Annotated in this window: 10 protein-coding genes; 4 read left to right on the forward strand and 6 right to left on the reverse strand. The window is 41.1% G+C overall.

The genetic code is table 11. The features are described 5' to 3' along the window. Nucleotides 1–8: 8 nt before the first annotated feature. Genes M1F26_RS16720 through M1F26_RS16730 form a run of 3 tightly spaced genes read right to left on the reverse strand, consistent with a single transcriptional unit; the run spans nt 9 to nt 4,369 of the window. Nucleotides 9–1,814, reverse strand: a complete 1,806-nt coding sequence (locus tag M1F26_RS16720) for a dipeptide/oligopeptide/nickel ABC transporter permease/ATP-binding protein (protein ID WP_140171753.1) — start codon at nt 1,812–1,814, stop codon at nt 9–11. After that, nucleotides 1,811–2,758: an ABC transporter permease gene (locus M1F26_RS16725; RefSeq protein WP_140171754.1), complete on the reverse strand. Its 948-nt coding sequence runs from the start codon at nt 2,756–2,758 to the stop codon at nt 1,811–1,813. The genes M1F26_RS16720 and M1F26_RS16725 overlap by 4 nt, the downstream gene beginning before the upstream one ends. A 51-nt stretch (nt 2,759–2,809) precedes the next feature. After that, entirely contained in the window at nt 2,810–4,369 is a 1,560-nt protein-coding gene (locus M1F26_RS16730) for an ABC transporter substrate-binding protein (RefSeq protein ID WP_110591144.1), read from the reverse strand. A 163-nt stretch (nt 4,370–4,532) separates the two neighbouring features. Here M1F26_RS16730 and M1F26_RS16735 point away from each other — a divergent pair, with 163 nt between their 5' ends. From M1F26_RS16735 to M1F26_RS16750, 4 genes are all read left to right on the forward strand, one after another. Beyond that, nucleotides 4,533–5,195: a DUF1028 domain-containing protein gene (locus M1F26_RS16735; protein ID WP_140171755.1), complete on the forward strand. Its 663-nt coding sequence runs from the start codon at nt 4,533–4,535 to the stop codon at nt 5,193–5,195. Nucleotides 5,196–6,112: 917 nt separating this feature from the next. After that, nucleotides 6,113–7,531: an NAD(P)/FAD-dependent oxidoreductase gene (locus M1F26_RS16740; RefSeq protein ID WP_004259261.1), complete on the forward strand. Its 1,419-nt coding sequence runs from the start codon at nt 6,113–6,115 to the stop codon at nt 7,529–7,531. Nucleotides 7,532–7,654: 123 nt separating this feature from the next. Then, entirely contained in the window at nt 7,655–8,155 is a 501-nt protein-coding gene (locus tag M1F26_RS16745) for a RidA family protein (protein ID WP_004259262.1), read from the forward strand. Between the two features lie 226 nt (nt 8,156–8,381). Further along, entirely contained in the window at nt 8,382–9,848 is a 1,467-nt protein-coding gene (locus M1F26_RS16750) for a hypothetical protein (RefSeq protein ID WP_140171756.1), read from the forward strand. A 478-nt stretch (nt 9,849–10,326) separates the two neighbouring features. On the opposite strand, the gene M1F26_RS16755 is transcribed toward M1F26_RS16750, so the two are convergent. The 3 genes from M1F26_RS16755 to M1F26_RS16765 are packed head-to-tail and all read right to left on the reverse strand — an operon-like array spanning nt 10,327 to nt 13,019. Beyond that, a complete protein-coding gene (locus M1F26_RS16755; RefSeq protein ID WP_318837617.1) occupies nt 10,327–11,085 on the reverse strand; it encodes an ABC transporter ATP-binding protein in 759 nt (252 codons plus the stop codon). A gap of 1 nt (nt 11,086) precedes the next feature. After that, the gene (locus M1F26_RS16760) at nt 11,087–12,070 is read right to left on the reverse strand and encodes an iron chelate uptake ABC transporter family permease subunit (protein ID WP_140171757.1); all 984 of its coding nucleotides are present in this window, start codon (nt 12,068–12,070) and stop codon (nt 11,087–11,089) included. Further along, complete coding sequence (locus M1F26_RS16765; RefSeq protein WP_125890591.1) at nt 12,057–13,019, reverse strand: ABC transporter permease; 963 nt, start codon at nt 13,017–13,019, stop codon at nt 12,057–12,059. The genes M1F26_RS16760 and M1F26_RS16765 overlap by 14 nt, the downstream gene beginning before the upstream one ends.

Here is a 13,019-nt window from a genome sequence, read left to right on the forward strand (position 1 = left end):
TAAACCTCCTATGCCGATGTTAAATCATTACCATTGGGCTGATGACCATAAAGTTGTTGGACTTGTTTTAAAAATCCGCGCCCTTCCCCTAATTTAGGGACACTGGCGATCAGGCGTTGTGTGTAAGGATGCTGAGGCTGGCGTAATACCGTTTGTGTCTCCCCTGTTTCAACTATCTCACCTTGCTGCATGACGGCAACACGGTCGCAAATTTGGTTAATAACCGCGAAATCATGGGTAATAAATAAGAGTGCAACACCGCGTTCACGGCGTAGTTGGTTGAGTAACTCTAAAATACGCGCCTGCACCGTAACATCTAATGCGGTGGTCGGCTCGTCGGCAATAATCAACACAGGATCATTAGCCAATGCCATCGCTATCCCTACCCGCTGGCGCTGCCCGCCCGAAAACTCATGGGGGTAGGCATCAAAACGCTCCTGCGCATCTGGGATCCCAACGCTATCCAATAATTCAATGGCTTTATTTTTCGCCTCATAGAATGACAACGATTGGTGAGCAGTAATGGCCTCACGCAATTGCACACCTATGGTAAATTGCGGATGGAGTGTCGTCAGCGGGTCTTGGAAAATATAGGATACCTTCGCACCGCGACGGCGCTGCATAACAGATAACGGTAATGACAACATTTCTTCATGTTCTACATAAATACCACCAGCGGTAACCAACGCAGGAGGCGATGCAAGCAACCCCATTACCGATAAAGCCGTAACACTCTTACCCGAACCGCTTTCTCCAATTAGCCCTAAACATTCCCCCGCACCAACGGTAAAACTGATCCCTTTTACCGTTGGGCGTAATTGATTTCCTTGGCGAAAAGCGACCGACAAGTCTTTGACTTCTAATACCACTTGTTCGCCTCCCGTTTTCGCAGGAATATTAACTCTGTCAGTCTGTGTCATCGGTTGTGATCGCTGTAGGGCTCCTGATTTTAACCGGGGATCAAGAATGTCACGCACGCCATCCCCTAACAGGTTAAAACTAATCACAATAAGAAAGATCATAATACCGGGTACCAATGCCACATGAGGAGCAACAAACATTTGTGCGCGCCCTTGCCCTAGCATTGAACCTAAATCTGCATTCGGTGGTTGAGTACCTAGCCCTAAAAATGACAAGCCTGCCGTCTCTAAGATCATCCAGCCAATGGTCGTTGACATGGTAACCACAATGATTGGCAAGACATTCGGTAACACTTCCGTTAATAGGACTTGTAGGTGGTTTTTACCTGACAACCTTGCAGCTTGAATAAAGTCTCTATCACGTAACCCCACCGTTAACCCACGAATATTCCTAGCAAAAAAGGGAATATTCACTAATGCGATAGCATACAACGCATTGAGTAGCCCTGGCCCAAGTACCGCTACAATCGCTAAGGCTAATAAAATGTATGGAAATGCCATTAGCATATCAATACAACGCATCAATAATGTATCAGTACGATGGCCTATATACCCAGCTACCAAGCCAATTAGGGTGCCGAATATTGCCGCAATTAGTGTTGCGGAAATACCGACCAATAGGGATACTCGCGTTCCCCACAGCAATCGAGACAAAATATCTCGCCCTAAATGGTCAGTACCTAATAAATGGCCAGATGAAAAAGCGGGAAGTAGCCGATTAACTAAATCTGTTTCATCAGGATTAGCAAGAGGTAGCCAAGGCGCTAAAAATGCCAAGAGCATAATGATAGATAACGTAAATAAGCCCAAAGTTGCTAAACGGTTCGCCAGTAATAATGAGCCAATCGATTGGCGATGACGATGCTGAATAACAGGGGTCACTGACTGGCTCATGATTTCAACCTCGGGTCTAACATGGCTTGCGCAACATCCGCAAGTAAATTGATAAAGACATAGGACGCTGCTGCAATCAATACGCCCCCTTGAACTAAAAACAAGTCACGGGTTGCCACAGCCTTCACTAACATGGCGCCTAGCCCCGGCCACTGAAAAACGGTTTCAATATACACCGCACCACCAAAAACAAAGCCCGCTTGGATACCAATGACTGGGATAACGGAAACCAGTGCCATGCGAAATGCATGGCGAAAAATCACTTTGTGTTCGCTCAAACCTTTTGCTCTTGCGGTGCGAATAAAATCAAGCCGCAATACTTCTAACATTGCTGTACGCGTCAGGCGCGCTATCACCCCTGTTGCGACTAATGAAAGCGTCACTGCGGGTAAAACAAGGTGATGCAATAAATCGTTCAGGCCACCGCCTTGCCAAATATCGTACATTCCTGATGCCGGAAACCATTGTAATTGAACAGAAAAAAGCATAATCATCAATAAGCCGATCCAAAAAGATGGCATTGAGATACCCAATAAAACAGCAAGTGTAATAAATCGGTCACTCCAACTGAATTGGCGAATGGCGGAAAGGACTCCGGCCAGTAACCCTAAAACTGAACTCAGTAACAACGCACTTCCGCCCAAAATTAATGTGGCAGAAAATCGCTCTAAAACTTCATCAACGACAGGCCGATTAAGAACAAATGAACGGCCAAAGTCACCCGAAATTAAATTATGCATCCAAATAAAATATTGCTGATATAACGGCTTATCCAACCCAAGCTCTGTTTTTACTCTAGCCACATTTTCAGGAGTCGCCCAAGGGCCAAGCAGCGCTTGAGCAGGGTCTCCAGGGATCATTGCCATGATAAAAAAGACAATTAACGTCAAACCAATCAGTATGGGTATGGTCGCTAAAATGCGTTTCAAACAGTATAACCACATAGTTTTCCCCCATAAAATCAAAAGATTAATTGAATATTTAATTCACATTAATCAATCTTTACGAACGTCTTTAAGTAATAAGTTAAAGTTAGGCTGCAATTTGAAATGTTTAACATGCTCATTAGCGACCGCATTTTGCTTCCAATTCGCCACAAATAACCAAGGGGCATCTTGATGAACAATTTTTTGTACTTGCCGATATAACTGGGCGCGCTCCTCGAGATTATTGGTGACTCGAGCTTTGTCTAATAACCTATCGAGCTGCTTGTTACTGTAATAACCAGAATTGAACCCGCCTTTATCCGGCCAAGAAGCGCTATGTAAGGTTAAAAAGGGTAAAGTATCTGGGTCATTCGTCATCCACGCCATTTCGGCCATATGCGCTTGTTTTAGACCTGCATTGACCTTTGATAGGTAAGTATTCCATTCAAAGGTTTGAATTTCGACAGATAGCCCAACCGCTTTCAGGTCTGCTTGAATGGCTGTCGCCATGGGGATCGGGTCTAGCATCCCTGAGCCCCCTTCCGTGACATAAAAAATAACTTTTTGCCCTTGAGCCCCTGCTTCTGCTATTAATTGACGTGCTTTTTCAGGGTCATAAGGATAAGCCTTGGTTTCTGCATCAAATGCCCAATCAAATGCCGATGGGATGGGCCCTTGTGCTACTCCCGCAGAGTCCTGAAGAATGTATTTCACAATATTGTCTTTATTTACCGCATAGTTAACGGCTTGCCTCACACGCACATCATCAAACGGTGGCTGAGACGCATTGAGCATGGCGTACCAAACATGAGGCCCTACGGCTTCATAAACATGAAAGCGGTTGTCATTAACAAATAATGGGACGTTATCAGCAGGGACTTCCACCATGGCATCAATTCCCCCCGATAACATTTCGGCTACCCGAGTATTGGCGTCAGTGATAGGCCGAAAAACAACATGTTTTAAACTGGGTTTACCATCCCAATAGTCTTCATTAGCGGATACGACCACCCTTTGGTTTGCGGTCCACTCATCAAACTTGAAGGGACCTGTTCCGCTGGGGTGCCGGCTAAAGTCTTTGTCATATTTCTTTACTGCTGTGGGTGAAACAATCAGCCCTGCAGGTGTCGCTAAGTTCGATAAAAACGGGGCAAACGGTTCTTTTAAGGCAAACACCACCGTTTTATCATCTGGAGTTTCTATCTTGTCTATTGCAGAAAAGAAAAATGATAATGGGAATGGCCCTGTATGGTAGTACGGGTGCTGGTTATCCAACATTCGCTCAAATGTGAATTTAACTGCATCCGCATTGAATGGGCTACCATCGTGAAATTTTATATTCTCGCGTAAATGGAAAGTATATGTCAGGCCATCATCACTAACAGACCATGATTGGGCTAAAGCAGGTTCAAGCGTTAATGTACCGTCCGCATTGCGAACTAACCCTTCGTACAAGTTAACCAAAATTCGAGAATCATTCGCAGCGGTTGCCACTTGTGGGTCTAATGACTGCGGCTCAGCAACTTGCCCTAATAATAAGACATCAGGATGGTTCACCGCCAATGTCGGTAGCGAAATAAAGCATAAAAGCCAAAAACTGGCTATCCACCTACATAAACGCATTTTCATTTGCTTCCCCCTGAGTGCTGACATTGCTATATGATTGTGAAATGTGATTTGTGTCAATTTTGTTAATAATTTTACCTTTTTCTTTATTTATGATGATAAATTATATTTCAAGCAAGAATTTATAATGATAAATTTGATCAAGGTCTAATTTATGAGGTGTAAAATGACATTTTCAATTGTGGCGCGCTGCCCATTGACAGGAAAAATAGGTGCAGCGACGGCAACGGGTGGCCCTGCGGTTGGTGCATTGGTCTTACATGGCAAAAGCCAAACGGGGGCAATCGCAACTCAAGCAATGACCAACCCCATTGCTGGCTTAACAGGTATTGAATATTTGCAGCAATGCCATAATGCGAATAAAAGCTTAGATCATCTGGTTAAGGAAGATATTGACTGTGAACGGCGACAATTAATTATTATGGATAACTATGGTGATACAGCTGATTGGACAGGTCAATATTGCTTACCTTGGTGTGGAAGTCTATCGGAACCCAACTTAGCCATTGCTGGAAATATGTTAGTAGGTGAACAGGTTCTAAGCGCTATTTATCAAAGCTATCATAAAAATGCTCATCAAGATCTGGCTGATCGATTACTCATTGCCATGCAAGCCGGTGCCGATGAAGGTGGTGATTATCGAGGCATCCGCTCCGCTGCATTAAAAGTATGGAATGACCGGCAATACGCAGACATTGATATTCGCTGCGATTGGTCAGAAGCACCGCTATCAGCGCTTGAAACCATCCTTCAACAGGTTCGCTCCGAGGATTATGCTAATTTTTTCGCACAAATTCCCACAGGAAATGAACATATCACTAATAATTGAACCTATCATGGTGCATATCGACTAATAAAGTAAAATAACTGAATGATATGTACCTAAAATAAAAAGAGTCATCTGTTAAATGACTATTAACCGCATGAATCGCTCTGTATTTTTTATCATTAAAGCCAGTTTAGCTTATTATTCAATTTATCATTCATTACTTAATCTTAATTATTCACTCTTGTCATACGTCCTATTACTTTTTACTATTCGTTGCCATCAGAAAATAAGTGGTTATTTTTAACAACATTAAAAATAATGAAAAACATCTATTGCTTTAAATTTATCTAATTCTATCTCATAAATGATTACGATAATTAACCTTAATAAAGACTAGGTTATTTATTTTTGTTTAGATACTTCACCACAGAAAAAAATAACATTTATTATCAACTTGTTATACACCAACTCCCCAGCTAACCTAGTGGACAATATTTATGCAACCTAACCAATCAATATTAAATACGTTTAAATACTGCAAGCCTTAACAAATGGATGATTAATAATCAAATGAACAAAAATAGCTCAAAAAGTACATTTAAAACTCATTTATATATTAATTTCCCAATTTTAGAACTTAAGGGATATTCAGAATTTTCATCTATGGTGAAATATTAATCTCCCTCTTTGCCCCCCTCATCAATTATTGCCTTTAAGCTAAATTTTCATATTTACACCTGTACACTTTTAATGACATTAACATTAAAAAAATATTAATTCTTATATCTCTAAAATAAAGTAATCACCTACAAAGCCTTTACAGCACTGAGTAGATCAATTTACGTCGCATTTCATTTCAATGACTTTTATTAACAAATACTACCGCCACTTAACAATTACAAAATATATGATAAGATCATTATCTCAATTTGAAATTATTTACTATATAAAAAACAAGATTGTTATTGAGGTTATAGATGAAAATCTCGAGAAGAAAGCTATTATTAGGGGTTGGTGCTGCTGGTGTTCTAGCAGGAGGTGCTGCGGTTGTTCCTATGATCAATCGTGAAGGTCGTTTTGAATCGACTAAATCACGCGTACCCGCTGTTGCTGGTACAGAGGGCAAATTACCAGAGTCTGCGGATGCAGTCATCATCGGTGCTGGCCTTCAAGGGATCATGACCGCAATTAACCTTGCAGAGAAAGGTCTTAATGTTGTTATCTGTGAAAAAGGTGTTGTGGGCGGTGAGCAATCAGGCCGTGCATATAGCCAAATCATCAGCTACAAAACCTCTCCAGCTATTTTCCCTTTACACCACTATGGGAAAATTCAATGGCTCGGTATGAACGAAAAAATCGGTGCTGATACCAGCTACCGTGTTCAAGGCCGCGTTGAAGTGCCTTCAAGCGAAGAAGATTTAGAAATTTCAAGAGCGTGGATTAAGTCTGCATCTGAAAACCCAGGTTTCGATACGCCTTTACGTACCCGTATGATTGAAGGTACTGAACTGGCTAATCGTCTGGTTGATGCGCAAACCCCATGGAAAATTGGTGGTTTTGAAGAAGACTCTGGTAGCCTTGACCCAGAAGTTGTTACGCCAACGATGGCAAACTACGCTAAATCAATCGGTATTCGCATCTACACTAATTGTGCAGTACGTGGTATTGAAACTGCAGGCGGCAAAATTTCTGATGTTGTCACTGAAAAAGGTGCAATCAAAACGTCTCGTGTTGTTCTGACGGGGGGTATTTGGTCGCGTCTGTTCATGGGTAACTTAGGTATTGACGTTCCAACACTAAACGTTTATCTGTCACAACAGCGTATTACTGGCGTACCAGGTGCACCAAAAGGTAACGTACACTTACCTAACGGTATTCACTTCCGTGAACAAGCTGATGGGACTTATGCTGTTGCACCACGTATCTTTACCAGCTCTATTGTTAAAGACAGCTTCCTGTTAGGCCCAAGATTCCTACATGTATTAGGTGGCGGTGAATTACCATTAGAATTCTCTCTTGGTAAAGACTTATTCAACTCCTTCATGATGGCAACATCTTGGAATTTAGACGAGAAGACACCATTCGAAGAGTTCCGTACGGCAACAAATACACCAAACAATGAACACTTAGATGGCGTTCTAGAAAGACTGAGAAAAGAGTTCCCAGTATTTAAAGAGTCTAAAGTGGTTGAGCGTTGGGGTGGTACTGTTGCACCAACGGATGATGAAATTCCAATTATTTCAACCATCGAGCAGTATCCAGGTCTGGTCATCAACACCGCTACAGGCTGGGGTATGACAGAAAGCCCTGCATCTGGTCGATTAACGGCAGAATTGTTAATGGGTGAAACACCATTTATCGACCCTACGCCGTATAAACTTTCTCGTTTTAACTAAAAAACGGGAAAAATAACGATTTTTACTGTGGATCTATTAGCGAATAGTTTAAAGTTAAATGAAAGTTTAATTTTTGATAAAATTAATAGATCCTATTTACTTTGATAATGTTAAGGAGTTTACATGCGCTATAAAACTTTATTGCTTTCTCTGCCTTTGATTTTAGGTGTAGCAAGTGCGAATGCAGCTGATGATGTTAAACGCGTTCCAGTGAAAGGATTCCCTATCTCTGAATCAGTAGAAATCAATGCGGGCAACCTCATTTTCCTAAGCGGAAAAGTTCCTTCTAAAATCTCTGCAGACGCTAAAGAAGGCGTTTTAGAGTCTTATGGTAATACCGAAGCACAAACAATCAACGTATTAAAACAAATCCAAGCTAACCTCGAAGGTATGGGTTTGACAATGAATGACGTTGTTAAAATGCAAGTATTCTTAGTTGGTGGTGAAGAAACTCAAGGTACTATGGACTTCGCTGGCTTCATGGCCGGTTACAATAAGTTCTATGAGTCTGAGAAAATTACTAATCTGCCAGCTCGTTCTACCTTCCAAGTCGCTAAACTGGCTAACCCAGCTTGGAGAGTAGAAATAGAAGTGACAGCGGTACGCCCTGCTGCAAAAAAATAAGTTATTCAATAACGAATAGCTAAACGATAATGAGGCATAGTAATGTGCCTCATTATAATAACACTTCTTAATTGCCACATCTTTCAACATTCCCTCACAGACTGTCATTATTGCTTCCTGTATGCTATTGCTTAAAGTTCTTCAATAAATAAACGTGCTATGCTGCAATCATTAGCACTGCAATCATTAGGGTAAAAATGAGTCATCGCATCAAATAAGGCAATATATGATTAAAGAGTCTCTCAAGATCCACGGTAAAAAACAGTTTGAAATCAAGCAAAAAGTTCTATTGCCTCGTAAATCAAAAGAGATCCGCTATCAGGTCGAAAGTTTTTTCTTTCTTCCATCATCATTGCAAGTCAACCCTGATCTATACACGCCATCAAGCCTTCAACGTAGCCTCAAAAACTATATCCGCTTAAGCCCACCCACGGTTAAGCTTTCAGCTTTACCAGAAGAAAATGGCGAATTAGATGACTTAAAACGCTGGTTAGAACAATGTGACCCATTAACCCCCCCCTCATTGGACGAGTATGAGAACAAGTTAAAACGCTATGCTTTAACCTTTAAGCGCACGGTACGAATTAATGTCAAAATGATAAGCCAAAACGCCCAACGACAAACAGATGAATACTTAACCGAGTTTATGGCGAACATGGCGAAATGCCTCGGGGTTTATCGGGCGTTAGCGCCACTGGCGGGAAAAATTGAAGAAAGCATTCGCTCAAATGCATTTTCTTATTGCGACGAATTTATGACCTACTACACCATGAATTATTTGCGTGATTTATTAGCTGAGAAGCAAATACCGTTACGTGAAGAAATCCGTCATTTTTGGTATCAAGAAATGCGTTACCTAAAGAAACAATACCCTGATTGTTTTCCCAGTGATGAAACTGATGCCGAATTAGTGACATATCGTCGCAATTTATTGAAAAAATACATCAATCGCTACCTTTACTTAGAGATCCGCCATAAACGTGGGTTGCCATTATTATTGCACTCCATTTATGGTATCGCAGCAGCAATCTCAATGATTTTTGCCACGTTAATCGCCTTTCTTTGGCAAGGAAAATATGGCGCGTTGAGTGCAAATTTATTTTTAGCTATGGTTATTGGCTATATTTTCAAAGATAGGCTGAAAGAAATTGGTCGTGAGCAACTCTATCGCGTTTTCCAAAAGTGGATCCCGGATAGACAGCTACGTATTTATCGTGAAGGTGTTAAGGCCCCTGTAGGGTTATGCAAAGAATCTTTTCGCTTCATCAGTGAAAACATGCTCTCCCCTGATATCCGTGAAATGCGACAAAAATCCCATTGGGTTAATTTAGTTAATGTCCAACGTATGGAAGATATCCTGTATTACCGCAAAGATGTATTGCTTCATAACCGCCATTCGGTGTTTGAAAAAAACCAATCATCAATTGCTGATATCACACGCTTTAATATTTCAGATTTTCTAAAATATATCGATATTAGCTATGAAGAACTCACTGTAAATGATGATGAACCTGCAATCATTGGTGAAAAGGTCTACCATATTTACCTTTGCCGCCGTGTCACAATTAACAAAAAAACCTACAATGAGCTGGCGCGTTTAGTGGTTAATGCCGATGGGATAAAACGCTTAGAAGTGTTGCAACCACTGGACTTGCTGACAACCGATGAAGACATTGAAATTTCACCGCAATGAATTCATTCTGCCACTAACGGTCTTCTATTCGGTAATATTCCCATTCATTTAGGTTGTAGCCAACACCGCTACAGCTCAAACTATGATAACCATTTAATTTTCTAAATCATTCGAACTGTAGCAAGGCGGCAAGAGAAGATATCTCGGGGAGCATACAAAAGTATGTGACCCGGAGTAGCTGAACGTAGCCAACACCGCTACAGCTCGAAGGATGATAACCATTTAATTTTCTAAATCATTCGAACTGTAGCAAGGCGGCAAGAGAAGATATCTCGGGGAGCATACAAAAGTATGTGACCCGAGTAGCTGAGCGTAGCCAACACCGCTACAGCTCGAAGGATGATAACCATTTAATTTTCTAAATCATTCGAACTGTAGCAAGGCGGCAAGAGAAGATATCTCGGGGAGCATACAAAAGTATGTGACCCGAGTAGCTGAGCGTAGCCAACACCGCTACAGCTCGAAGGATGACGAAAATTTAGTAGTAGAGAGCAATATACTGATCATCCACCCGTTTAATATCAACCGGAGTATCAAAAATATCCTCAATAATGTTAGATTTCATGATCTCTTCTGGCTTACCGTGATAAGACAGGCGGCCGTTTCTCAGAGCGACAATATAGTCCGAATAAACGGAAGCGAAATTTATATCGTGGATTACTAAGATAATGGTTTTGCCTAGCTCATCTGCCGCTTTACGCAGCAGTTTCATCATGATCACCGCATGTTTCATATCCAGGTTATTCAATGGCTCATCAAGTAAAACATATTCTGTATCTTGACATAAAACCATTGCGACATAAGCCCGTTGGCGTTGGCCACCCGATAATTCATCTAAATAACGGTGACGTAAATCTGACAAATTTAGAAAAGAGAGTGACTCATCAATTTTCTTTTTATCGTCAATGGTTAAACGGCCTTTAGTGTATGGGTAACGCCCAAAACCAACCAATTCCTCGACTGTTAAACGGCTGGCAAATTGATTTTCTTGGCGTAAAACTGACAAACATTTCGCTAATTTATCACTCGGTGTTGTCGATACGTCTAAATCATTCACTTTGACGTAACCACCGTGATCAGGCTGTAACAAGCGCCCAATTATCGACAACAGTGTTGATTTACCTGCACCATTAGGCCCGATGATTGAGGTAATACCGCTATTTTTAATTGTTGTTGTTACGTTATCTAAGACTTTAGTATCCTGATAACTTTTCGATATCTGACTAATTTCAATCATACTAAAACCTTCTTAACACCATATAAATAAAGAAAATACCGCCGACAAATTCGATAACAACTGATAATGTCCCAGCCATATTTAAGCCATATTCTAGAATCAACTGCCCACCAATCAACGCAATGACACCAAGTAGAAAGGAAACGGGTAGCAAATAGCGGTGTTGGCTACTGCCAGCCACTAAATAAGCTAAATTCGCGACCATCAAACCTAAGAATGTTAAAGGCCCAACTAATGCTGTAGAAACTGCAACTAATATTGAGATAAGCAACAAAATGACAGTGACTTGCTGGCGATAATTAATCCCTAAATTCACCGCATTGGCTTGCCCTAACGCGATAACATCAAAACAATAACGCATGCGCCACAATAGGACACCTACGACTACCGTGATCATTAATGTGAATAGAATTAGCTCAGGTGTTCCCTTTGTGAAGGTGGCAAACATCCGGCTTTGTAAAATGGAAAATTCATTAGGGTCCATTAAGCGCTGTAGTAATGTCGCTACACTGCGAAATAATGTGCCAAGAATAATACCCACCATCAATACTAGGTTGATATTCATTTTAACTGACACAAATAACCAGCGATAAAGTAGTACGGAGAACAGCACGAGTAGTGTGGACTCTAATAAAAACTTACCAATATTCAATAACCAAGAGGATGGAAAGCTATCGGTATAGAAGACAAAAATGGTTTGTAATAATATAAATAATGCTTCTAATCCCATGATAGATGGGGTCAATATCTTATTATTAGCAATCGTTTGAAAGAGAACTGTTGAAACCCCTGAGGCGAAAGCCACCACAATCATGGTGAGAACAATATAGCCTCGGTGCGGCAAAATGTAAGCAAGGTTATTGCCCAAATTGACCGTCATATAAAGAACAATGGATAACAATGATAATGCCAGTAGTATCCCTATTCTTTGCAACGGCGTTACCCCTTTTTTCGGTAACGCTATTGATGAATTAACTTTTTGCATAACGTTGTTGCTTCAACAATAAATATAAGAAAATCACCGCGCCAACAACACCTAAAATCACACTTGCAGGGATTTCAAATGGATAGCGAATTAAGCGCCCAATAATGTCACAGAGTAAAACTAAGCCACCACCAGCAAGACAAATCCATGGAATGGTTTTACGTATGTTATCGCCCATCACTAAGCTCACCAAATTTGGAATAATTAAGCCTAGGAAAGGTAAAGCCCCAACCACCACAACCACCACGCCACTGATTAAGGCGATGATTGATAAACCGATAGTCATTACTTTACGATAATTTAGGCCAACATTAATTGAAAACTCACGTCCCATACCGGCAACCGTAAAGCTATCTGCAATCCAGCAAGCAATTAATGTTAATATTCCAACTAACCACAACAGTTCATATCGACCTTGAATGATGCTAGAAAAGTCACCACTCATCCATGCACCAAGAGATTGCAACAAGTCGAAATAATAAGCGGTAAAGATGGTCAATGCGCTAATCACTGCACCTAACATAATCCCAACCAAAGGGACGATCAGTGCCGATTTTAAAATTACGCGACGCAATAGCATCATAAACAGCATGGTGCCAAGAAGTGCAAAACCACTGGCAACCACCATTTTGGTCATAATGCTTGCCGCAGGGAATAATATCATTACCACAAGTAAGCCTAAGCTAGCTGACTGGGTTGTTCCTGCAAGAGAAGGCTCCACAAAACGGTTTTGCGTTAATAATTGCATGATTAGGCCTGCAACGCTCATCGCGCTACCAGCTAAAATCAAAGAGACAGTTCGGGGAATTCGGCTAATAAAAAAGATGTCTTGCATCTCTGGGTCGGTGAAAAGCGAAACGGGTGACACGTCACCCGCTCCAATAAACAAGCTTAATACCGCTAAAACCAATAACGCGATAATTCCACAAAAAAGATAAAGCGTTTTCAT

Source organism: Providencia sp. PROV048 (genome assembly GCF_033688165.1).
In the GTDB taxonomy this organism is placed as follows: Bacteria; Pseudomonadota; Gammaproteobacteria; order Enterobacterales; family Enterobacteriaceae; genus Providencia; species Providencia hangzhouensis.